The sequence below is a fragment of the Gemmatimonadota bacterium genome (genome assembly GCA_041390125.1).
Taxonomy (GTDB): domain Bacteria; phylum Gemmatimonadota; class Gemmatimonadetes; order Longimicrobiales; family Gaopeijiaceae; genus JAGQIF01.
Window position 1 is genome coordinate 1 of the sequence record JAWKQN010000019.1, and the last position, 21,924, is coordinate 21,924.

A 21,924-nucleotide genomic window follows, 5' to 3' on the forward strand; every position below is an offset into this window, starting at 1 on the left:
ATCTATCTGCCCATCTCGCTCATGACCCCCATCTTCGTGGGCGGGCTCATGCGACAGGCCCTGACGCGCCGCTACGAGAGCGCAGGCACGGACGCCGACGGGGTGGAGGTGCTGGCCGAGAAGCGCGAGCAGGGCGTCCTGTACGCATCCGGCCTCATCGCCGGAGCCGCCCTGGTCGGTGTGTTGATCGGCGGTGCCATCTACGGCGTGACCCGCTTCACGGGCGATCCGTCCAACGCGGACCGGTGGGTGATCGGGCACCACTGGTCGGAGTTCACCGCCTGGTCGTCGCCGGTGATCGGCACGCTGGTGTTCGTGGGGCTGTGCGGCCTGCTCTGGCGTGCGGCCACCCGTGCCATGGAGGCCCGATGAGACGTGCCGTCACCCGCGGACTCCTGGCGGCGGCGGCCGGGGCGGGATTGCTCCTCGCCTGCGACTCCAGCGACCCCGGCGGCCCGGCGCGCACCATCAGCGCCGACGTGTTCATCGACACGTACGTGGACCTGCGTATCGCGGGGTTGAGCAGCGCCGGGCTGGAGATCGCGCCCGAGGAGCGGGAGCGGATCCTGGCGGAGCACGGTGTGGATCCGGACGACCTGCTCGAGTTCGTGGACCAGCACGGCACCGACGTGCCCTACATCGCCCAGATCTGGGACAGCGTGGAGGTCCGCTTCCGGCGCGAGCGGGACGCCATCCACGCGCAGGGCGGGGACAGCGCGAGCTGAGGGTCGGACAGCGCGAGCTGGGGGTCGGGTAGCGCGAGGGCGGATCGGATCCGCGGAGACGCACGAAGGGCCGGGCGGCTCCGGATCGGGTGTCCCCTCCTGTGCGGAGCTTCCCTACCGCAGGCCCGACCCGAAGCTCGCCCCGATCGCGACGGCCTGACGGTCCCCGACCGTGAGCCCGAAGCGCACGGCCCATCCGGTGTCGAAGGCCAGGTCGACGCCTGCGTCCACCACGACGTCGATCCCGACCTCCTCGCGATTGGGCTCGTCTCCCAGGAAGCCATCCAGGACGATCCGGGGCCCTCCGTACGGCAGGATGCGCACGTCCGGGCTCTGGATCAGACGGCCCAGGCTCAGCCCCACCGGCACGCTGACCAGGACGTCCTCGCCCACGGAGGCGCCCAGACCCCCGACCCACAGGACGTCCAGCGGGAACGCCTCGTCGGCCGTGGTGAGCGGGCCGGAGAAGTCCACACCCCCGAACACGACGGCCTCCCCCTGGACCTCCTCGGTGACGCCGACCCGGAACCCCAGACCGGACGGCGCCCGGCCGCGGCGGTAGTGCACCAGGGCGCCCATGCCGTCCGAGGCGTCCGCGTCGATCAGGAAGACCTGCAGGCCGGCCGGGGAGCCCGGGGCCAGCAGGAGTGGGCTGTCCCAGGCCACCTGGGCCGTGGCCCGATCCGGGACGCCCAGCCCCACCACGACGAGCAGCACCCCCACGACCCTCGCCCGCATCGGTGGCCCTCCGTACCGTGGCTCCTGCGGGACCGCGCCCGGCGGCCCCGACCCGGACGGGCGCGGAGCAAGATCCCCGCCAGCCGACGAACCCCTGGCCCCGGAGTTCCATGGAGACGCCCACGCCCGGCCACCGAATGGAGCCGATGGAGACCCGGACCGCCGACGAGCGCACCCGCGCCTTCTCCGGCGCGCCCTGGGAGGGCCCCATCGGCTATTGCCGGGCGCTGCGCGTCGGGGCCCAGATCTTCGTGACCGGCACGGCGCCCGTCACGGACGAGGGGGCCGTCCACGCGCCGGGCGATGCCTACGCGCAAGCGGTCCGGTGCCTGGACCTGATCGAACGGGCGCTCGGGACCCTCGGCGGTGAGCTGCGCCACGTGGTGCGGACCCGCATGTATGTGACCGACATGGGCCGCTGGCGCGAGGTCGGACGGGCGCACGGGGAGCGGTTCGGCGCCCATCCCCCCTGCACCACCCTGGTCGAGGTGCGGGCCCTCATCGAGCCGGAGATGCTGGTCGAGATCGAGGCGGACGCCGTGCTGGACTGACGCCGGACGAGCCAGCTCGGACGGGCTGGGGCGGCCCGTCGGAGCTCCCGACCGACCGTCCGGGACCGGCGCCCCCGATCGGATCAGGGCCCCGGAGGCGCGGCCCCGGCCGGCGACGGCCGACGACGGTCCGCCCAGCGGGCGTACGCCGGCATCAGGAACGCGGAGAGCATGTACGCCCAGCCGGGCAGCCCCAGGTAGCTCGGAGGAACGATCGCCGCGATGAGGATCGACAACAGCCCGGTCGAGCCCAGGAGGGCCCAGCTCCCGGCACCCGCGCGGGTCTCCCAGGCCTCGACGGCATCCAGCCGCAGCGCGTCCCGGCGACGCCAGGCATGCACGTACAGCCCGGTCAGCCACCCGCACATGGCGGTGAAGCCCACCCCGTAGAGCAGGAAGAGCCGGTTGACGTCCTCGGGACCGGTGACGGCGACCGTCTGCGAGCCGAGCGGCAGACCCGTGAGCTGGGACAGCCAGGAGAGCATGAGGCCGAAGACGAAGCGGAGCGGATAGACGTAGATCAACACCGTGAACACCAGACCGGTGCTGAGGAGCACGGCAGGTCCGTCATCCAGTCCGTAGCGGCGGCTCCACTGCTCGTGCCCCCACCAGAAGACCATCAGCAGCGCGCCGCTCATGACGAATGCCGGCACGTCGCGCAGTGCCCGCGCCAGAGCCGCGAAGTCCGTGGGAGGCTCGAGCGACACCACGAGCAACGTGAGCGAGAAGGCGAAGGCCGCGTCCGTGAAGGTCTCCAGACGCGTGGTCTCCAGGCCGCGCGGCCGGAACCCGCTCCGGTCGCGTGGCACGGTGGCGAGCGGGTCGGGTTCCGCGCTCACTCCCACTCGATGGTGGCGGGCGGCTTCGAGCTCACGTCGTAGCAGACGCGGTTGACGCCGGCGACCTCGTTGATGATCCGCGTGGAGATCCGCGCCAGGACGTCGTGCGGGAACGGGAACCAATCCGCCGTCATCCCGTCCCGGGACGTGACCGCGCGCAGCGCCACGACGTTCTCGTAGGTGCGGGCGTCTCCCATCACGCCCACGGAGTGCACGGGCAGCAAGACCGCAAAGGCCTGCCAGATGTGATCGTACAACCCGGCGGCGCGGATCTCCTCCAGGTAGATGGCGTCCGCCTCGCGGAGCACGGCGAGCCGCGCCTCGCTGACCTCACCCAGCACCCGGATCGCCAGACCCGGACCGGGGAACGGGTGGCGACCCACGAACATCTCGGGCAACGCCAGCTCGCGGCCGACCGCCCGCACCTCGTCCTTGAAGAGCTCCCGCAACGGTTCGATCAGCTGGAAGCGCATGTCCTCCGGCAGACCCCCCACGTTGTGATGCGTCTTGATGGTGGCGGAGGGGCCCTTCACGGACAGGGACTCGATCACGTCGGGGTAGAGTGTCCCCTGCACCAGGAAGTCCGCCTCGCCCACGTCGCGCGCCGTCACTTCCTCGAACACCCGGATGAAGGTCTCCCCGATCCGCTTGCGCTTCTGCTCCGGATCGACGATGCCCGTGAGCCGATCGAGGAAGCGCTCGGAGGCATCCTCCACGATGAGGCGCATGCCCATATGCTGCCGGAACGTGGATTCCACGGTGGCGCGCTCCGTCTTGCGCAGCAGGCCCGTGTCCACGAAGACGCAGGTGAGCTGGTCGCCGATGGCGCGATGGACCAGGGCGGCGGCCACGGATGAATCCACGCCGCCCGACAGACCGCAGATCACCTGACGCCCACCGACACGCTCGCGGATGGACGCGACCGTGTCCTCGATGAAGGTGCCGGCCGTCCACGACGCCTCACACCCGCAGACGTCGAAGAGGAAGTTGGCCAGGATGCGCCCGCCCTCGGGCGTGTGCGCCACCTCCGGGTGGAACTGAACGCCGTAGATCGGCCGATCCTCCGCCCGGAACGCGGCAACGGGCAGGGACTCGGTGGAGGCGATGGTGCGGTAGCCCGGAGGCGGCCGGTCCACGTGGTCGCCGTGCGAGCACCAGACCTGGATGGGCGTCTCCGCGCTGAATCCCCCGAAGAGGGGGCTGGGCTCGCTGAGCCGCAGGTCGGCCCGGCCGTACTCCCGCTTGCCGGCGATGACCTGCCCGCCTTCCAGGTGCGCCACGAGCTGCATGCCGTAGCAGATCCCCAGGATGGGGATACCGGCGGAGAGGAGCCCGGCATCCAGGGTGGGGACGTCGTCCCCGTACACCGACGAAGGGCCCCCGGCCAGCACGATCCCTTTCGGGCCCCACTCCCGGATCCAGGCCAGGTCCCGGGTGGGAGGATGGATCTCGCAGTAGACGTGCTCCTCCCGGACGGCGCGCGCGATCAGCTGCGTGAACTGCGATCCGTAGTCGATGATCAGGATGCGATCGTGCACGGGCCTCTCAGGTGGGATCGGGCTCGGGGATGTGCTCGCCCCGCACGAGGTCCGCGAACGTCTCCCTCTCGCGGATGAGGGTCACACGCCGTCCGTCCACCAGGACTTCGGCCGGACGGCGCCGGGCGTTGTAGTTGGACGCCATGGTGAACCCGTACGCGCCGGCCATCCGCACGGCGAGGAGCTCGCCGACGCCGGGCACCGGCATGGTGCGGTCACGCGCCAGGAAGTCCCCGGTCTCGCAGATGGGGCCGACCACGTCCACCTGCTCGGCGCCGGTGCCGTCGGGATCGGAGACCGACTCGATCGCATGATAGCCGCCGTAGTGGCTGGGCCGCAGCAACTCGGTCATGCCCCCGTCGGTGACGACGAAGCGCTTGGCCGCGCCACGCTTCACCGCCAGGACGCGGGTGAGGAGGATGCCGGCCTCGGCGACGAGGAAGCGGCCCGGCTCCAGGATCAACCACAGGCCCCGTTCGCGCAGTGGTGGGATCACCAGCTCGGCGAGGGCGCGCAGCGGCATGGCGGGCTCGCCCTGGTACGAGACCCCGAAGCCACCCCCCAGGTCGAAGGCCTTCAGCGCGATGCCTTCGCGCTCCAGCGCGTCCACGATGGTCAGCGTCTGGGCCAGCGCCCGCGCGTAGGGCTCCGGGCTGGTGATCTGCGAGCCGATGTGCATGTCGATCCCCACCGGCTCCAGATGGGGGCTGGCCTTGGCCCGCCGATACAGCGCGGGCGTCTCCGCGAGGGACACGCCGAACTTGGTGTCCGCGTGCCCGGTGCGGGTATACTCGTGCGGCGTCGGGGAGAGCACGTCGGGATTGACCCGCACCGCGATGCCCGCCACCCGCCCCATCCGGGCCGCGGTGGCCTCGATGCGCTCCAGCTCCTCGACGCTCTCCACGTTGAAGGCCAGGATGTCCGCCTCCAGGGCAGCCGCGATCTCGGCCTCCGTCTTCCCCACCCCGGCGAAGACGATGCGCTCTCCCGGGACGCCTGCCCGGGTGGCGCGGTACAACTCGCCGCCGCTGACGATGTCCGCCCCGGCGCCCAGCTCCGCGAGCAGATGGAGCAGGGCCAGATTGCCGTTCGCCTTCACGGAATAGGCGATCAGCGGCCGGGCCTCGGCGAATGCCTCCGTGACCTGTCGGTAGCGGTCGCGGATGATGGCGGCATCGTAGACGTAGAGGGGCGTCCCGAAGCGGTCGGCGAGCGCATCGAGCTGCACCTCACCCGCGTGCAGCACGCCGTTCCGGCGGGGGAACGCCTCCATCAGTAGGCCCGAGCCCAGATGACCTCCATCCGCGACTCGCCCCCGCCGATGCATCGGGTGGGCGCCTGCGCCGAGCGGAACTCCTCGCCCGGGATCACGCGCACGGTGGCCCGCGTCTCCTCCTTCACCCGCGCCTCCACGGCGGGGTCCCCGCTCCAGCCCGTGTACACGAACCCGGCCCCGGCGTCCAACGCTTCGCCCAGCGCAGCCACCGAGTCGATGCCACCCCGTACCGAGTTCGCCTCGCGGCGGGCCCGAGCCCCCTCGAAGAGCGACCGCTGGAGGCCTTCGAGCAGCTCGGGGAGGCGCGCGAGGGCCTCTGCCTCGGGCAGGAAGAGCTTGCGATCCTCGCCGTCGACTTCGACGCGACGCACCACGACGACCTGGCCCTTCTCGAGGTCCTTGGGCCCGATCTCGATGCGGAAAGGCACGCCCTTGCGCTCCCATTCGTAGAAGCGGGCGCCCGGCGAGAGGTGGTCGCGCAGATCCACGTGGGCCCGCACCCCCGCCTCCGTGAGCGCGGCCCGGACGGCCTCGGCCTTCTCCACGACCGGCGTGCGCTGCGCGTCGTTGCGGTAGATGGGCAGGATCACCACCTGCGTCGGGGCCAGGCGCGGCGGGACCACGATGCCCTTGTCGTCCCCGTGCGTCATCACCATCCCGCCGATCATCCGGGTGGAGACGCCCCACGACGTGTTCCAGGCGTACTCCTCCTGACCCTGCTCGGACTGGAACTTCAGGTCGAACTGGCGGGCGAAGTTCTGCCCCAGCATGTGGGACGTGCCTGCCTGCAGCGCCTTGTTGTCCTGCATGAGGGCTTCGAGCCCGTAGGTGCGCACCGCCCCCGCGAACTTCTCGGACTCGCTCTTGAGGCCCGTGACCGGCGCCAGCCCGATCCATTCCTCCATGAACGACCGGTAGATGCCCAGGATGCGCAGCGTCTCCTCCTGGGCCTCCCCTTCCGTGGCGTGCGCGGTGTGCCCTTCCTGCCACAGGAACTCGGCCGTCCGCAGGAACAGCCGTGTGCGCAGCTCCCAGCGCATGACGTTGCACCACTGGTTGAGCAGGATGGGCAGATCCCGGTAGCTCTGCACCCACTTCGCGTACATGGCGTAGATCATGGTCTCCGACGTGGGTCGGATGACCAGCGGCTCCTCCAGCTCCTTGCCGCCGCCGTGCGTGACGATCGCGAGCTCGGGCTTGAAGCCCTCCACGTGCTCCTTCTCGCGCTCGATGAAGCTCATGGGGATGAGCAGCGGGAAGTAGGCGTTCTGGTGACCGGTCTCCTTGAAGCGGTCGTCGAGCGCCCGCTGCATCCGCTCCCAGATGCCGTATCCCCAGGGGCGGATGACCATGCTGCCGCGCACCGGGGAGTAGTCCGCCAGCTCCCCGCGCAGCACCACCTCGTTGTACCAGGCGCTGAAGTCCTCGGCGCGTGGGGTCAGAGCCTTCTCATCGGCCATCGTCGTGCTCACTCGGCTTGATCGAAGTTGAACCCGTGGACGTGCCTTCTCCGGCCATGCGCAATTGCAGCACGGCGGGAACGGCGAACAGCAGGACCGAACAGACCACCCAGGTGGTGCGGAAGGGCAGCCCCGCCCGGGAGAGCAGGCCGGCCAGCACCGCACCGCCGACCATCGCCAGGATCATCGCGAGGCCCAATACCACCGTCTCGAGCACACCGAACCGACGGATGGCACGCTGCATGTCCCGCCGCGTGCCTCCAAAGGCCTCCTCGTGCGAGTCCTCCCGGCTCATCGCAACTCGGAGAGCGCGACATCGCGCTCTCCGCCCGACGCCATGTCCTTCACGCGGGCCTGGCCGCGCGCGGTCTCCTCCGGGCCGAGCACGATCACCTCGCGGGCCCCTGCCGTCCCCGCAGCCTTGAACTGCCGCCGCACCGAGTCGGCGCCCAACGCGTAGGAGACGCTCCGTCCCCGCGCGCGCTGCGCGGTCGCGATCTCGAGCAGGAGCGCGCGTTGCTCCGGGCCGGTGGCGACGAGGAAGAGGTCCACACCGTCCGGGGTGGACGCATCCAGGCCGCGGTCCTTGAGGAGCTCGCCGAGCACCACGTCCCCCATCCCGAAACCGACCGCGGGGAGGGACTCCCCCCCCACCAGCTCGAGCAGGCGGTCGTAGCGCCCACCGCCACAGATGGCGCGCAGCTCGCCCTTGCGGTCGAACAGCTCGAAGACGATGCCGGTGTAGTAGGCCAGGCCGCGCACGATGCGGAGGTCGAAGGAGAGGAACGGGCCGAGGCCGCGCGCCTCCAGGTCGGCCCGATAGCCCTCCAGCGCGGACAGCCGCTCCCCGACGTCGTCGCGGCTCCCGAAGGCGGCCGTGGCCGCCTCCAGCCCGGGCGTCTCGAACAGACCCAGGAGGTCCCGCACGGCGGCGTCGCCCAGATTGGCTTCGGTCCGCAGCCGTTCGGCCGCCCGTCCGGGCCCCTCGCGCTCCAGGCGGTCGATCACCGACATGGTCGCGGGCGTCTGCTCCGCGGAGATGCCCAGCGCGGCGAAGAGGGCCGACAGGAGGCGGCGGTCGCTCACGCGCGCCATGAAGTCCTCGGACCCCAGCCCCAGCTCCCGGAGCCCGTCGACGGCGAGCGACAGCACCTCGGCGTCCGCGCCGGCGCCGGCCTCGCCCACCACGTCTGCGTTCCACTGGAAGTGCTCGCGCAGACGCCCGCGCTGCTGGCGCTCGTACCGGAAGAGCTGCGGGATGGCGAACCAGCGGATGGGCTTCGGCAGCGCCCGGCTGCGCTCGGCCAGGATCCGGGCGAGCGAGGGAGTCATCTCCGGCCGCAGGGCCACGTCGCGCCCGCCCTTGTCGGTGAAGGCGTAGAGCTGCTCCACGATCTCCGCACCGCTCTTGCGCACGTAGAGCTCGAGCGGCTCCAGCGGAGGGCCGTCGTACTCCGCGAAGCCGTAGCGCCGGGCGACCCGCCGCCAGGCGTCGAAGATCCGTGTGCGAGCCGCCATCGCCTCCGGGGGGAAATCCCGGAACCCCGGCAGGCGTCCGATGCTGGCAGCCTCCGTCATGGGCGCGAATCTAAAGTGTGGAGGACAAAGGACAATGCTTGCGTCCGCTCACACGGCGTCGGGATCGTCGGCCTCCGCCGCCACCGGCCAGGGCTCGATCCCGAGCAGCCCGAAGGCGTCGCCCACGGTGTGCGCCGAGCCCGTCACGAGCACGCTCGCCACGTCGGGGCCCACGGCGTCCAACATGGCGGCCAGATCACCCCCCCAGACCACCCCCGGAAGGTCGGCACGCCCCCGCCACGCCTCCACGTCGCGCGGCACCCAGCGACGGGAGGCCGGAGCGGACGGGGGCTCCACCAGCAGCGCCCGGTCGACGAGCGGACCCAGCCGCTCCAGCATCGACCGCCAGGGCTTGTCGCCCAGGATCCCCACCAGCGCCAGCGTGGGGCGCGGCAACCCGAACGTGGGCAGCGCCCGCGCCAGCGCCTCGATCCCCTCGGCATTGTGGGCCACGTCGAAGAGCCAGGGACGCCCCCGCACCGTGCGCAGGTCCAGGCGACCGGGCCACACCGTGCGGGCGAGCCCCTGCTGCAGCGCATCCCGGTCCGGTCGCCAGCGCTCCGGTAGCAGGTCCAGCAGGCGGACCGCCAGGAGCAGGTTGAGGGCCTGGTGGGCTCCCGGCAGCGGCGTCCACACGTCCAGGGCTCCCCACCCGCTGCGCTCCACCCGCGCGTCCAGCCCGCGCCCCGTCCAGCGGAGGTCGCCGAGCTCGGAGGCATCCACCGCGAGGGTCCGGGCGCCGAGCGCCCGGGCCCGCTCCATCAGGACGGCACGCACGGACGGGTCGGCCTCGGTGGTCAGGAACGGCACGTCCGGCTTGGCGATCCCGGCCTTCTCGCGCGCCACGCTGGCGTGGGTGTCCCCGAGGAACTCGGCGTGATCCAGCCCGACGTTGGTGACGCCCGCGATCAGCGGCTCCAGCACGTTGGTGGCGTCCAGCCGCCCGCCGAGCCCCACCTCCACCACCGCGATCTCGACGCCTTCCTCGCGGAAGGCGGTGAAGGCCAGGGCGGTGGCGGCCTCGAAGAAGGCGGGATCGAACGCGTCGACGGCGGGCGCGAGGCGGCCCGCCACGCTCTGCAGGAGGTCCGTGGCCAGGGGCCGTCCGTCCACCTGGATGCGCTCTTCGAACCGGACCAGGTGCGGCGATGTGTACAGGCCTACGCGGTGTCCGGCCGCGCGCAGGGCGGACGCCACGAGCGCCGACACGGAGCCCTTGCCGTTGGTCCCGCCCACGTGGACGGAGGCGAAGGCGCGCTCGGGGCGCCCCATGGCCTCCAGCAGCGCGCGTGTCTTCCCCAGCCCCCAACGCTCGGAGGGCGCCAGGCGGCCGGGAAACAGGTCGTGCAGAAGGGTGCGGGTGGCCGGATCGATCGGTCCCCGCGTGGTCTGTGGCGGATCGGGGGTGCGGCTCAGGCGGAGGCGATCCGGTGCGAGGCCTGCCCGGGTGCCGCGACGTCCCCCGCCACGGAGGCGCCCAGCACGTGCGCGAAGAGGCGCGCGATGGCGGCCTTCAGCTCGCGTCGATCCACGACGCGGTCCACCATGCCGTGGGCCAGCAGGAACTCCGAACGCTGGAACCCTTCCGGCAGCTCCTGGCGGATGGTCTCTTCGATCACCCGCGGACCGGCGAAGCCGACGAGCGCGTGCGGCTCCGCAAAGATCGCATCGCCCAGCATGGCGAACGAGGCGGTCACGCCCCCGGTGGTGGGATCGGTGAGCACCGAGACGAAGGGAAGGCCCGCTTCGTGGAGGCGGGCCAGCACCGCGGAGGTCTTGGCCATCTGCATGAGGGAGAAGATCCCCTCCATCATGCGGGCGCCCCCCGAGGCCGACAGCACGATCAACGGGGTGCGCCGCTCCAGGGCGGCCCGTCCGGCGCGCGCGATCTTCTCTCCCACCACCGAGCCCATGGAGCCGCCGATGAAGCGGAAGTCCATGATGGCGACGACGACGGGGCGCTCGTCCAGGGTGCCTTCCCCGGTGATCACGGCGTCGCTGCGACCCACCTTGCGTTCGGCCGCCCGCAGCCGGTCGGCGTAGGGCTTGAGGTCGGCGAACTCCAGCGGGTCGCCGCTCCGGAGGTCGGCGTCCCATTCCACGAACGACCCCGGGTCGAGGAGCAGCTCGAGATACCGCTCGGCGCTGATGCGCGTGTGGTGGCTGCAGGTGGGGCAGATGCCCCAGTTCTTGGCGAGCTTCTCCGTATACAGGATCTCGCCACAGCCGGGGCACTTGTCGAAGACGTCCGCCGGGACGTCCCGCTTCTCCTGCTTCTTGAGCGGCCCCTTGGGGCGCCGGAACCACGCTGCCACCCTTCCCTAGTCCTCCTCGAGGGCACGGAGCGCGACGGCGACGGAGAGCCAGGACATCAGCAGGAACGTGCCGCCGTAGCTCACGAACGGGAGAGGGATCCCGGTCACGGGAACCACCCCGATCGTCATGCCCACGTTGACGAAGATGTGGACCAGCCAGGAGCCGAAGATACCGAAGATGACCACCCCGGCAAATGCGGTGGGCGCGCGGTCCTCGGCCAGACGGGCGAGGCGCAGCAGGACGAACGCGAACGCCAGGAGCAGAAGCGTGGTGCCGACGAAGCCCAGCTCCTCCCCGATCACGCTGAAGATGAAGTCGGTGTGCTGCTCGGGCAGGAAGTCCAGGCGCTTCTGCGTGCCCAGGGTGAAGCCCTTGCCCACGAACCCGCCCGAGCCGATGGCCACCTTCGACTGGATCAGGTGGTACCCGGCGCCGAGCGGGTCGGCCGTCGGATCCAGGAACACGAGCAGCCGGTCCTTCTGATAGTCGGCCAGGGAGTTCCACAGCGGCTCCGCCACGGTCCCGGCCGCCAGGTTGCCGAGCACCACGGCCACCGACTCCACCAGGTAGATCCGGTAGCGGAAGGCGTACAGGAAGACGACCACCGCCACCATGTACACGGACCAGAATCGCGTATCGAAGGTGAGGATGAGCCCCACGCCGGGGCTGGCCAGCAGCAGGAGCATCCACCACGGGGTGCCCGCCCAGAAGAGCGTGGCGAAGAGGATGCCCACGAACGCCAATGCCGTGCCCAGGTCGGGCTGCAGCACCACCAGGCCCAGGGGCACGGCGGCCACGACGGCCGCGGGGACCAGCTCGCGCAGATAGCGGGGCGCCTCCTCGCGGGTGCCCAACATCCGGGCCAGCATCAGGATCGTGGCGATCTTGGCGAGCTCGGCCGGCTGGAACCGCACCGGCCCGAACTGCAGGAAGCTCTTGGTGCCGGCGGCCGTGCCGGCGCCGGTCCCGACGACCAGCGTCGCGGCCAGGAGGAGGACGCCCATGACGTAGGCGGGGACCGCGAACCACTCCAGCCAGCGGGGCGGGATCCGGCGCACGAACGTGAAGGCGACGAGCGCCAGCCCGAACCAGACGGCCTGACGGATCCAGGCCCCCTGGGTGACCGAGGACGGGACGTTCAGGACCCCGGCCGAATAGATCATCGCGATCCCGAACGCCGAGATCAGGGCGAGCGCGACGAAGAGGGGCGGATCCCCCGCCCAGCGGCGGAACGCGCCATGCACCGATCCGTCGGCTGGGGGGGCCATCGATGCCTCAGCCCCCCTCGCTCCACCGCCGCACCCAGGGCGCGGGGCGACCCACGCGGTAGTGCTCGCGCAGGGTCTGGATGGTGTCGACGGGGATGTCGTGCTTCCGGCGCAGGTAGTAGTCGATGGTCTTGGCCATGATGGGCGCGGCCGTGCCGGACCCGCTCTCGCCCTGCTCGACCAGCACCACGACCACGATCTCGGGATCGCCGCCGAGCGGGCCGCCGAAGCCCGCGAACCAGGCGTGATCCCGGCCGGTCTCGTTCTGGCCGGTGCCGCTCTTGCCCCAGAGGTCCCAGTGCTCCAGCGAGGACATGTGCCCCGTCCCGCCCGGATCCATCACCCGGCGCAGGCCGGCCCAGAGGGACTCGATGGTCTCGGGGGCGATGTCCAGCCGCAGGCCTTCGGGGGCCGGCTCGCCCTGGACGATCCGGGGTGCCGGCGCCTCCCCGCGGCGGGCGATGGCCAGGTAGAACTGCGCCATCTTGATCGGGGTCTGGCGGTTGGGGCCCTGACCGATGGAGAGCGAGATCACCTCGCCCTCCGTCGGCCGGTACCCGAACCGGCGCTCCCACCAGGAGAACTCCGCCGGGATCTCCCCCTCCCCCTCGGTGGGCAGATCGACGCCGCATTCGGACCGGAAGCCCAGCTTGCCCACGTCGTCCAGGAAGCGCTGCAGCCCGATCCGGATGCCGAGCTGGTAGAAGTACACGTCGCAGGAGTTGGCGATGGCACCGGCCATGTCCAGGTATCCGTGCCCGTCGCGCTTGTGGCAGCGGAAGTAGCCGCGTCCGAACCGGTACCCGCCGCGACAGGGCTCCGGCATGAACTCCTCCGGGGTCACCAGCCCGAGCTCCAGACCCACGGCGGCGGTCGCCAGCTTGAAGGTGGAGGCGGGCGCATAGAGCCCCTGCGTGGCCCGGTTGTACAGGGGTCGGTTCGGATCGCCGTTCAGCGCGTTCCATTCGTCGCGGTCCACCGTGCCCACGAGCTGGTTCGCATCGAAGCTCGGCGCCGAATACAGCGCCAGCACGCCCCCCGACTCCACATCCAGCGCGACCACCGCTCCCCGCATGCTGTCGGGGAAGATGCGGTGGATCCACTCCATCAGGTCGAGGTCCAGGTTGAGGGTCAGGGCGCCGCCGGGCACGGCCGACTCCTCCTGGTAGCCGCGGAACGAGCCGACGATGCGACCGGCTGCGTCCACCTCCACGTAGCGCACCCCGTACTGGCCCTGCAGCCGGCGCTCGTAGGCGCGCTCGATGCCCTCCTTCCCGACGATCATCCGGGGCTCGTAGCCGTCGAACTCGGGGCGGTCCAGCTCGTTCTGGTTGATCTCCCCGACGTAGCCCAGCACGTGGGCCGTGGCCGCACCGGCGGGATACCTCCGCTTGGGCCGCATGTCGATGAACACGCTGGGAAACATGGCGCGCCGTTCCTCGAGCGCCGCCACCGCGTCGAAGGAGGCGTCGCGCTCCACCAGCAGCGGCTGCCGGGGATAGCGCCGCACCGTGTTCATCAACGATTCGATGCGGGGCTCGCTCAGCTCCAGGTACGGCGCGATCCGCCGCAGCACCGCATGCATGCTGTCCGCCGGACCCGGCAGGAGCGTCACCTCGTAGCCCGGCACGCTCTCCGCCAGGATGTTGTCGTTGCGGTCGAAGAGCGTGCCGCGAGGGGGAGGCAGCGGCAGCGGGCGCAGGCGATTGGACTCGGACTGGAGCACCCACTGGTCGGAGCCGACCACCTGGAGCCGGAACGAGGCCAGGCCGAGCACGCCCAGGCAGGCGGCCACGATGCCGCCCGCGATGCGCGCGCGGCGCCGCCGTTCGTGGGGATGATCGTGGTTCACCGGTCCGTGCTTCCTCCGATCCCCGCCAGCGCGAACGCCAGCAGGCCGATGACGGTGGCATAGAGGGCGTCGAGGGGTGCCTCCACGAACCAGGCGCGCTCGAACGCGGGGCGCGCCAGGGCCGACGACATCACCCAGAAGATCACGCTCTTCAGCCAGACCCCGAGCCAAAGGTACGTGGTCCGGAAGACCCGGGAGTCCCCCACGAACAGATCGCGCGTGGAGCCGCCGAGCAAGCCGATGGCCGCGAGCGAGACCGCGCCCGCGCCGAACGACAGCACCGAGAAGGCATCCTCGAGCAGCCCCAGGACCAGGCCGAGCGCTGCCCCGCCGCGGGCGCCGGTGTGCCGCGAGGCCAGCAGGACCGCGACGGCGAACAGGTCGGGCGCAGCCCGACCGATGCCCAGCGCGACGTGCAGGATCAGGTGCGCGAGGACGAGGAGCGCGGCCACGAACGCGACCCGACCTCCGGACCCGTTCATCGGCGGCCCTGGGCCGTGTCGCCGGGGCGCGGCGCGGGCAACGGCGGTGCCCCCGGGTCGCCGGCGGCCTCGGGGTCGGCGCCCCACCAGTCCGGCGGGTTGGGCCCGCCCGTGGCCCCCCCTCCCCACAGCACCACGAGCACGTGCGTGACGCTCGCGGCCGCGACGGCGGGCCGGACCCAATAGCTCCGGCGCCACCCCTCCTCCACCTCGGCCTGCTCCTCGATCGTGCCGATGGGGATTCCCCGCGGGTACAGTCCGCCACTTCCGCTCGTGACCACCGGCGTGCCGGGCTCGAGCACGGAGAAGAAGGGGGCCCCGCTCCACAGCATCCGGTCCAGCTCGCCGAACTCGCCGCGGCGGGGTTCGATGATGCCGTACTGCTGACCGTCCTGCGTCATCGCACCCACCCGGTAGTCGGGGTGGGTCCAATCCATCGCGATCGCCGTCCCGTCGGCCACCTCGCGCACCACGCCCACGAGTCCCTCCGCCACGATCACGGGCGCGTTGCCGCGGACGCCGTCCTCCATGCCCACGTCGAGCATGAAGGTGCCGGCCGACCCCGGCGTGCCGGTGCGGATCACGCTGGCGGCCACCACCTCGACACTGCGGCGGGCCGCGAGGCCGAGCAGCGCACGCAAACGGCGGTTCTCGTCGACGACGCCGCCGTTGGCGGTCATCAGCGCGGTCAGGGAATCCACCTGCGCCTGCAGCTGCGCGGCCGTGAGCGCCTGGACGCGCGCATCGGAGAGAGAGCCCTGGACCCAGAGAAACGGCGCCAGGACGGTCACGCGCAGCGCGGAGCCGATCCAGCCCTGCGCACCGGGAGGCAGGACGCTGAGCACGTAGGCGAAGAGGACGATGCCGAGCGCGTGCAGGACCTGGCGGCGGCCCTGTTGCTCCTGCGGCTCGGCGTACGGGGGCATGGCGCCGACGCGGCCGCTATGCGGTGAGGACGTTCCGGTACTTCTCGAAGTCGTCGAGCACCCGCCCCGCGCCCCGCACCACACACGTCAAAGGCTCTTCGTCCACGTGGATGGGCAGGTGCGTCTCATGCTGCAGGAGACGATCCAACCCGCGGATCAGCGCGCCGCCACCGGTCATCACGATCCCGCGGTCGACGATGTCCGACGACAGCTCGGGCGGCGTGATCTCCAATGCGCGTTTGACCGCTTCCACGATGGTCTGGATCGGCTCCTGGATGCACTCGCGGATCTCCTGCGAATGCACGGTCACGGTCTTGGGGATGCCGCTGACCAGGTCGCGACCCTTGACCTCCATCTCGCGCTCCTCTCCGAAGTCGAAGGCGGAGCCGATCTGGATCTTGATGGCCTCGGCGGTGGGCTCCCCGATCAGGAGATTGTAGTTCTTGCGCAGGAAGGTCACGATGGCCGAGTCCAGCTCGTCTCCCCCGACCCGGATGGAGGTGTTGGACACGATGCCCGACAACGCGATCACCGCGATCTCGGTGGTCCCACCCCCGATGTCGATCACCATGTTGCCGGTGGGCGTCTCGATCGGGAGGCCCACGCCGATCGCGGCCGCCATGGGCTCGTCGATCATGTAGACCGCCTTGGCCCCCGCCGTGAGCGCGGAGGAGCGCACGGCACGACGCTCGAGCTCGGTGATGCCGGAGGGCACACCCACCACCACCTTCGGCTTCAACCGCAGCATACGGCGGTGGGTCACCTGCGTCAGGAAATGACGCAGCATCATCTCGGTGACGTCGACGTCCGCGATCACGCCGTCCTTCAGGGGGCGGACCGCCTCGATGCCCTCGGGCGTCCGCCCGAGCATGCGCTTGGCCTCGAGCCCGATCCCCTTGATCCGGCCCGTGTTCTTGTCCACGGCGACCACGGAGGGCTCGTTGAGGACGATCCCCTCGCCTTTCACGTAGACGAGCGTGTTGGCGGTCCCCAGATCGACAGCGATGTCGTTTCCCGGAAAGAGGCGTCCGGGAGTGAACCAGCGAGCCAAGGGCGTTCTTTCTCCAGCTGGTCTGGACGCGAACGTGTGTGTGCGAGCTACGGACCCGAACCCCGAGGAAAGGTGCCCGAAGCTACCCGAGGGTGTGGCACTTTGCAAGAACGATACCCGTCGGGGACCTCGACGCGCGGGCGAGCGGCGCGCGTCTCACGCGCGACCGGTGCTCCCGAACCCACCCTCACCCCGTTCGCTGCCGGCGAGCGCGTCGACCTCGAGCAGCGCGGGCGTCTCGAAACGAGCGAAAACGAGCTGGGCGACGCGGTCGCCGCGCTCGATCCGCACGGCCTCGCGCCCGAGGTTCTGCAAGGGCACCTTGAGCTCCCCGCGGTAGTCCGGATCGATGGTGCCCGGGGCGTTCGGCATGGTGACGCCGTGCCGGAGCGCCAGGCCCGACCGGGGCCGGACCTGGCACTCGATGCCGTCGGGCAGCTCCAGCGCGAGGCCCGTGGCCACCGCCCGGATCTCCCCCGGCTGCAGCACGAAGCCCTCGTCCGCCGACCGCACGTCGTACCCGGCCGCCTGGGCGCTGGCGCGCTCCGGGAGCGGCAGGTCGGGGTTGTGCCCCAGCCGGCGGAAGCGGACCTGCATGGCCGTCAGACCTGCAGCGGCTCGGCCAGGAAATCGGCCACGTTGCGGCAGGACAGGTCGAACGCCTCCGCCACGCCCGGGTAGGTCACGTTCCCGGCGACCGTGTTGACCCCCAGGGCGAGCGCCCGGTCCGCCCGGCAGGCCGAGCGCCACCCGAGGTTGGCCAGGCGCGAGGCGTAGGGGAACGTGGCGTTGGTCAGCGCCAGCGTGCTGGTGCGGGGTACCGCCCCCGGCATGTTGGCCACGCCGTAGTGGAGCACGCCGTCCACCGTGTAGATCGGATCCTGGTGGGTGGTGGGCTTGATGGTCTCCACGCAGCCACCCTGGTCCACCGCCACGTCGACGATGACCGATCCCGGCCGCATGTCGGCCAGATCCGCCCGCGTCACCAGGCTCGGCGCCTTCTTGCCCGGCAACAGCACGGCGCCCACGACGAGGTCGGCCCGGCGCAGGCAGTTGCGGATGTTGTAGCGGTTGGAGTAGAGCAGGTCCACGTTGGCCGGCATGACGTCCGACAGGTAGCGCAGGCGCTCCAGCGACACGTCCAGGATGGTCACATGCGCACCGAGCCCCGCGGCCATCTTCGCGGAGTGGGTGCCGACCACGCCGCCACCGAGGATCACCACCTCGGCGGGCAGGACGCCCGGCACCCCGCCCAGCAGGATGCCGCTCCCACCGAAGAACTTCTCCAGGTACTTGGCGCCCTCCTGGATGGCCATGCGGCCGGCGACCTCGCTCATGGGCGTGAGCAGCGGAAGCTCGCCGTTGGGCAGCTGGACCGTCTCGTAGGCGATGGACACGGCGCCGGTGTCGAGCAGCGCCCGCGTCAGCGGCTCGGACGCGGCGAAGTGGAAGTAGGTGAAGAGCACGTGGTCCTCGCGGATGCGCGGCCACTCGGGCTCGATGGGCTCCTTCACCTTCAGGATCATCTCCGCGTGGGCCCAGACGGCGTCCACCGACGCCTCGATGCGCGCGCCGGCCTGCTCGTACTGCTCGTCGCTGAAGCCGCTGCCCAGCCCCGCGCCGGCTTCCACCACGACCTCATGGCCCTGCTCCGCGAGGGACTCGGCCCCGGCGGGCACCAACGCGACGCGGTTCTCGTTGGTCTTGATCTCCTTCGGCACTCCGATCCGCATATGGCTATCGTCCTCGTTCGATGTGGCTGTGGGACCGACAGGCTCGGGAAACCGGCGAGCCCCTCCCGGGAGCGACCCCGTGTACGCGACCGCTAGTGGAGCGCGAGCTCCGGCCAGGCCTCCTCCATCGCCGCCGTGGAGCCCGGGGGCTCCGGGCCCAGCAACAGGGCCGTCTGCCGCGCGGGCGCAAAGAACTCGGCTGCCACGCCGGAGAGCGTATCCGCGTCGACGGCGTCGATGTCCGCCAGCACGTCGTCGACCGTCCGGAACGGCTCGTCGTACAGCGCGTGACCGGCCAGGCGATACAGGCGCGAGGAGGTGGACTCGAGCGAGAGCAGCAGCTGGCCCTTGACCTGTTGCTTGATCTGCTCGAACTCCGTGGGCTCCAACCCCCGCTCCGCGAGGTCGGCGTACTCGGCGCGGATCGCGCCCAGCGCGCGCGCCTCCCATCCCGGCCGGGTCCCCAGGTACATCCCGGTGACGCCGGCGCCGCGGTTGAAGGACTGATACGAGTAGACGGCGTATCCGAGCGCCAACTCCTCGCGCAGGCGTTGGAACAGCCGGGAGCTCATCCCCCCACCGAACGCCGCCGACAGCAACACCAGCGCGTGGCGGCGCCGATCGCTGTGGCCGGGCGTGGGGGAGCCGAGGACGATATGCGTCTGGACGCCGTCGTGACGCACGTGTGCCATCCGCCCCGCCGCGGGTCGGGCCGGAGCCACATCCGTCACCCGGGCCTGGGCGGGGAGCCCGCCGAAGCGGCGCTCCACCTCGCGCACGAACGACTCGTGCTCGACATGGCCGGCGGCGGCGACCACGAGGTTCTCACCGCAGTACTGCCGTCCGTGCATGGCGCGCAGCGAGGCGCCGTCGATCGCGGAGACGGTGTCGCGGGTGCCGAGGATGGAGCGGCCGTACGGATGGCCGTTCCAGAGCAGGTCACCGTGCAGCTCGAAGACCAGGTCGTCGGGCGTCTCGTCGACGGTGGAGATCTCTTCCAGCACCACGTCGCGCTCGAGCTCCAGGTCCTCGTCCCGCAGCAGAGGCGCGAGCACCAGGTCTGCAAGCACGTCGAGCGCGTCGTGCAGGTGCTCGTCGAGCACACGGGCCTGGTAGCCCGTGTGCTCGCGGCTGGTGTAGGCGTCGATCGAGCCGCCCAACCCCTCGAGCGCCGCCACGATCTCGCGGGCCGTCCGATGACGGGTGCCCTTGAAGACCATGTGCTCGAGCAGGTGGCTCACGCCCTGGTGCTCGGCCGGATCGTGCACGGAGCCGTGGCGCACCCAGACGCCCAGGGCCACCGAGCGGACCGTCGGGATGGTCTCGCTCAGGACCCGCACGCCGTTGGCCAGCCGCGTCTCCTGCATGGGGCGAGCGGCCGGAACGCCGCCGGGCAAGGTCAGGCCTCGCTCGCCGCCGGTTCGGCGGACTCGCCCAGCTCGGCGAGCGCCGCCTTGCGGGAGAGCCGCAGCCGGCCCTTCTCGTCGATCGAGAGGAGCTTGACCTTGGTGATGTCGCCCTTCTTCAGGACGTCCTCGGTCTTCTCCACGCGGCCTTCCTGCAGCTCCGAGATGTGGCACAGCCCCTCGGTGCCGGGCAGGATCTCGATGAAGGCGCCGAAGGTCGTCGTGTTCTTGACGGGGCCTTCGTAGATGCGGCCCACCTCCGGCTCCTGCACGATCGCCTCGATCATCTCCCGGGCCCGCTGGCCGGCCTCTCCCGACACGGCGGCGATCTTGACCAGGCCGCTGTCGTCGATGTCGATCGTGGCGCCGGTCTCGTCCTGGATGGCGCGGATCGTCTTGCCCTTGGGCCCGATGATCTCGCCGATCTTCTCCGGGTTGATCTCGATGGTCATGATGCGCGGCGCGTACTGCGAGAGCTCGCTGCGCGGCTCGGCGATCGTGTCGTTCATGACGCCGAGGATGTGCATGCGTCCCTTGTGGGCACGCCGCAGCGCCTCCTCGAGGATGTCGAACGTGAGCCCCTCGACCTTGATGTCCATCTGGATGGCCGTCACGCCCGTGGACGTGCCCGCGACCTTGAAGTCCATGTCGCCGAGCGCGTCCTCGAGTCCGAGGATGTCGGTGAGGACCGCCACCCGGTCGCCTTCCAGGATGAGTCCCATGGCCACGCCGGCGCAGGCGCCCTTGATGGGCACGCCCGCGGCCATCAAGGACAGCGAGGCGGCGCACACCGACGCCATGGACGACGAGCCGTTCGACTCCATGACGTCGGAGACGACCCGGATCGTGTATGGGAAGTCGTCGTAGGCCGGCAGCAGGGGCTGGATGGAGCGCTCGGCCAGGTTCCCGTGCCCCGTCTCACGACGCGAGGTCCCCCGGAACGGTCGGGCCTCGCCGGTGGAGAACGGCGGGAAGTTGTAGTGGAGCATGAAGGACTTGAAGATGTCCTCCGCCGAATCGATCGAGTCGATGCGCTGTTCGTCCCGCGCCGTCCCGAGCGTGACCACGCCCAGGGCCTGGGTCTGACCCCGCGTGAACAGAGCCGACCCGTGCGGCCGCGGCAGCACCCCGATCTCGCACTGGATGGGACGGATGTCGTCGAGGCCTCGGCCATCGGCGCGCTCGCCGTGCTCCAGGATCCGCTGGCGCATCGTCTTCTTCTCGATGTCGCGCAGGATGTCCTTCACCTCGGGCGTGAGGGCGTCGCCGTCCTCGTCCTCGTCCCCGGCGGAGGCGGCCATCTGGGCCAGCACGTCCTCCTGGATGGCGGCCAGCGCCTGGCTGCGCTCCTGCTTGTCCCGCAGGCTCATCGCCTCGGCCACGCGGGCCTGGGCCAGGTCCTCGACCTGGTCCTTGAGCGACGCGGACGGCTGCCGGCCCGACCACTCCATGACCGGCACCTGGTGACCCGCGATGAACTCCTTCTGGAAGGCCACCAGCTCCTTGATTCCCTCGTGGGCGATCTTCAGGCCCTCGAGGATCTCCTCCTCGGGGACCTGCACCGCGCCGCCTTCCACCATCGTGATGGCGGTCTCGGATCCCGCGACGACGATGTCGACGTCCGAGTACTCGAGCTGCTCGAAGGTCGGGTTCAGCACCCAGGTGCCCTGGATGCGGCCGACACGGACCGACGCCACCGGCGTGCGGAACGGGATCGGCGACAGGTTGAGGGCGATGGAGGCGCCGAGAAGAGCCAGCACGTCGGCGTCGTTCTTCTGGTCGGCGCTCAGCACGAAGCAGGCGACCTGCGTCTCGTGCATGAAGCCGTCGGGGAAGAGCGGCCGCAGCGGGCGGTCCACCGAACGCGCGGCCAGGATCTCCTTGTCCCCGGGACGCCCCTCCCGCTTGAAGAAGCCGCCCGGGATCTTCCCGGCCGCGTAGCTCTTCTCGCGGTACTCGATGGTCAAGGGGAAGAAGGGGAGGTGCGTGGGGTTGGGCTGGACGGTCGCGGCGCAGAGCACCACGGTCTCGCCGAACTGCACCAGGCACGAGCCCTGGGCGAGCTTGGCCATACGGCCGGTCTCGAGGATGAGAGGTCGACCCGCGAACTCTCGTTCCATTCTGTGCATGTCGTTCGTTATCCGATTGACGGTTCCGGGCCCGGCGGACGCTCTTCGTGCGCTCG

At 70.9% G+C, this 21,924-nt stretch carries 20 protein-coding genes and 1 pseudogene; 3 read left to right on the forward strand and 18 right to left on the reverse strand.

Going from position 1 to position 21,924, the window contains the following annotated elements:
• Window positions 1-372 (forward strand): OPT/YSL family transporter (locus R3E98_18225; protein MEZ4425342.1); only part of this gene is annotated, 372 nt, incomplete at its 5' end.
• A complete protein-coding gene (locus R3E98_18230; GenBank protein MEZ4425343.1) occupies window positions 369-725 on the forward strand; it encodes a hypothetical protein in 357 nt (118 codons plus the stop codon). The genes R3E98_18225 and R3E98_18230, both read left to right, overlap by 4 nt.
• Before the next feature lie 114 nt (window positions 726-839).
• On the opposite strand, the gene R3E98_18235 is transcribed toward R3E98_18230, so the two are convergent.
• Complete coding sequence (locus R3E98_18235) at window positions 840-1,463, reverse strand: hypothetical protein (protein MEZ4425344.1); 624 nt, start codon at window positions 1,461-1,463, stop codon at window positions 840-842.
• A gap of 146 nt (window positions 1,464-1,609) precedes the next feature.
• Between R3E98_18235 and R3E98_18240 the strand changes: the two genes are divergently transcribed.
• On the forward strand, window positions 1,610-2,014 hold the full coding sequence (locus R3E98_18240) for a RidA family protein (GenBank protein ID MEZ4425345.1): 405 nt from the start codon (window positions 1,610-1,612) through the stop codon (window positions 2,012-2,014).
• A gap of 83 nt (window positions 2,015-2,097) precedes the next feature.
• On the opposite strand, the gene R3E98_18245 is transcribed toward R3E98_18240, so the two are convergent.
• The 17 genes and pseudogenes from R3E98_18245 to R3E98_18325 all read right to left on the reverse strand — a co-directional run bounded on the left by R3E98_18245 (window position 2,098) and on the right by R3E98_18325 (window position 21,859).
• Window positions 2,098-2,853: a TMEM175 family protein gene (locus R3E98_18245; protein ID MEZ4425346.1), complete on the reverse strand. Its 756-nt coding sequence runs from the start codon at window positions 2,851-2,853 to the stop codon at window positions 2,098-2,100.
• The gene (gene guaA / locus R3E98_18250) at window positions 2,850-4,391 is read right to left on the reverse strand and encodes a glutamine-hydrolyzing GMP synthase (GenBank protein ID MEZ4425347.1); all 1,542 of its coding nucleotides are present in this window, start codon (window positions 4,389-4,391) and stop codon (window positions 2,850-2,852) included. The genes R3E98_18245 and guaA overlap by 4 nt, the downstream gene beginning before the upstream one ends.
• 7 nt (window positions 4,392-4,398) lie before the next feature.
• A complete protein-coding gene (gene lysA / locus R3E98_18255; GenBank protein ID MEZ4425348.1) occupies window positions 4,399-5,664 on the reverse strand; it encodes a diaminopimelate decarboxylase in 1,266 nt (421 codons plus the stop codon).
• Entirely contained in the window at window positions 5,664-7,127 is a 1,464-nt protein-coding gene (proS, locus tag R3E98_18260) for a proline--tRNA ligase (GenBank protein MEZ4425349.1), read from the reverse strand. Before proS ends, lysA begins: the two co-directional genes overlap by 1 nt.
• Window positions 7,117-7,422: a hypothetical protein gene (locus R3E98_18265; protein MEZ4425350.1), complete on the reverse strand. Its 306-nt coding sequence runs from the start codon at window positions 7,420-7,422 to the stop codon at window positions 7,117-7,119. Before R3E98_18265 ends, proS begins: the two co-directional genes overlap by 11 nt.
• Window positions 7,419-8,705: a histidine--tRNA ligase gene (gene hisS / locus R3E98_18270; protein ID MEZ4425351.1), complete on the reverse strand. Its 1,287-nt coding sequence runs from the start codon at window positions 8,703-8,705 to the stop codon at window positions 7,419-7,421. The genes R3E98_18265 and hisS overlap by 4 nt, the downstream gene beginning before the upstream one ends.
• 48 nt (window positions 8,706-8,753) lie before the next feature.
• Window positions 8,754-10,121, reverse strand: a complete 1,368-nt coding sequence (locus tag R3E98_18275; protein MEZ4425352.1) for a Mur ligase family protein — start codon at window positions 10,119-10,121, stop codon at window positions 8,754-8,756.
• 77 nt (window positions 10,122-10,198) lie between these two features.
• Window positions 10,199-11,020, reverse strand: a pseudogene (gene accD / locus R3E98_18280) (acetyl-CoA carboxylase, carboxyltransferase subunit beta).
• 6 nt (window positions 11,021-11,026) lie between these two features.
• Window positions 11,027-12,289 carry a rod shape-determining protein RodA gene (gene rodA / locus R3E98_18285; GenBank protein ID MEZ4425353.1) on the reverse strand — a complete coding sequence of 421 codons (1,263 nt, stop codon included), beginning with the start codon at window positions 12,287-12,289 and terminating at the stop codon, window positions 11,027-11,029.
• 7 nt (window positions 12,290-12,296) lie between these two features.
• Complete coding sequence (mrdA, locus tag R3E98_18290) at window positions 12,297-14,141, reverse strand: penicillin-binding protein 2 (GenBank protein MEZ4425354.1); 1,845 nt, start codon at window positions 14,139-14,141, stop codon at window positions 12,297-12,299.
• Window positions 14,138-14,623, reverse strand: a complete 486-nt coding sequence (locus tag R3E98_18295) for a hypothetical protein (GenBank protein ID MEZ4425355.1) — start codon at window positions 14,621-14,623, stop codon at window positions 14,138-14,140. Before R3E98_18295 ends, mrdA begins: the two co-directional genes overlap by 4 nt.
• Entirely contained in the window at window positions 14,620-15,549 is a 930-nt protein-coding gene (gene mreC / locus R3E98_18300) for a rod shape-determining protein MreC (protein MEZ4425356.1), read from the reverse strand. Before mreC ends, R3E98_18295 begins: the two co-directional genes overlap by 4 nt.
• A gap of 16 nt (window positions 15,550-15,565) precedes the next feature.
• Window positions 15,566-16,600 carry a rod shape-determining protein gene (locus tag R3E98_18305; protein ID MEZ4425357.1) on the reverse strand — a complete coding sequence of 345 codons (1,035 nt, stop codon included), beginning with the start codon at window positions 16,598-16,600 and terminating at the stop codon, window positions 15,566-15,568.
• Window positions 16,601-16,756: 156 nt separating this feature from the next.
• On the reverse strand, window positions 16,757-17,197 hold the full coding sequence (gene dut / locus R3E98_18310) for a dUTP diphosphatase (protein ID MEZ4425358.1): 441 nt from the start codon (window positions 17,195-17,197) through the stop codon (window positions 16,757-16,759).
• 5 nt (window positions 17,198-17,202) lie between these two features.
• The gene (ald, locus tag R3E98_18315) at window positions 17,203-18,333 is read right to left on the reverse strand and encodes an alanine dehydrogenase (protein MEZ4425359.1); all 1,131 of its coding nucleotides are present in this window, start codon (window positions 18,331-18,333) and stop codon (window positions 17,203-17,205) included.
• A gap of 92 nt (window positions 18,334-18,425) precedes the next feature.
• The gene (locus R3E98_18320; protein MEZ4425360.1) at window positions 18,426-19,700 is read right to left on the reverse strand and encodes a pitrilysin family protein; all 1,275 of its coding nucleotides are present in this window, start codon (window positions 19,698-19,700) and stop codon (window positions 18,426-18,428) included.
• A gap of 32 nt (window positions 19,701-19,732) precedes the next feature.
• A complete protein-coding gene (locus R3E98_18325; protein ID MEZ4425361.1) occupies window positions 19,733-21,859 on the reverse strand; it encodes a polyribonucleotide nucleotidyltransferase in 2,127 nt (708 codons plus the stop codon).
• Window positions 21,860-21,924 lie beyond the last annotated feature (65 nt).

Excerpts from the sequence above, each read along its gene's own strand:
- R3E98_18230 (MEZ4425343.1), top strand. The coding sequence starts at position 369 with ATGAGACGTGCCGTCACCCGCGGACTCCTGGCGGCGGCGGCCGGGGCG.
- R3E98_18235 (MEZ4425344.1), bottom strand. The coding sequence starts at position 1,463 with ATGCGGGCGAGGGTCGTGGGGGTGCTGCTCGTCGTGGTGGGGCTGGGC.
- R3E98_18240 (MEZ4425345.1), top strand. The coding sequence starts at position 1,610 with ATGGAGACCCGGACCGCCGACGAGCGCACCCGCGCCTTCTCCGGCGCG.
- lysA (MEZ4425348.1), bottom strand. The coding sequence starts at position 5,664 with ATGGAGGCGTTCCCCCGCCGGAACGGCGTGCTGCACGCGGGTGAGGTG.
- proS (MEZ4425349.1), bottom strand. The coding sequence starts at position 7,127 with ATGGCCGATGAGAAGGCTCTGACCCCACGCGCCGAGGACTTCAGCGCC.
- R3E98_18265 (MEZ4425350.1), bottom strand. The coding sequence starts at position 7,422 with ATGAGCCGGGAGGACTCGCACGAGGAGGCCTTTGGAGGCACGCGGCGG.
- hisS (MEZ4425351.1), bottom strand. The coding sequence starts at position 8,705 with ATGACGGAGGCTGCCAGCATCGGACGCCTGCCGGGGTTCCGGGATTTC.
- rodA (MEZ4425353.1), bottom strand. The coding sequence starts at position 12,289 with ATGGCCCCCCCAGCCGACGGATCGGTGCATGGCGCGTTCCGCCGCTGG.
- R3E98_18295 (MEZ4425355.1), bottom strand. The coding sequence starts at position 14,623 with ATGAACGGGTCCGGAGGTCGGGTCGCGTTCGTGGCCGCGCTCCTCGTC.
- mreC (MEZ4425356.1), bottom strand. The coding sequence starts at position 15,549 with ATGCCCCCGTACGCCGAGCCGCAGGAGCAACAGGGCCGCCGCCAGGTC.
- dut (MEZ4425358.1), bottom strand. The coding sequence starts at position 17,197 with ATGCAGGTCCGCTTCCGCCGGCTGGGGCACAACCCCGACCTGCCGCTC.
- ald (MEZ4425359.1), bottom strand. The coding sequence starts at position 18,333 with ATGCGGATCGGAGTGCCGAAGGAGATCAAGACCAACGAGAACCGCGTC.
- R3E98_18320 (MEZ4425360.1), bottom strand. The coding sequence starts at position 19,700 with ATGCAGGAGACGCGGCTGGCCAACGGCGTGCGGGTCCTGAGCGAGACC.
- R3E98_18325 (MEZ4425361.1), bottom strand. The coding sequence starts at position 21,859 with ATGGAACGAGAGTTCGCGGGTCGACCTCTCATCCTCGAGACCGGCCGT.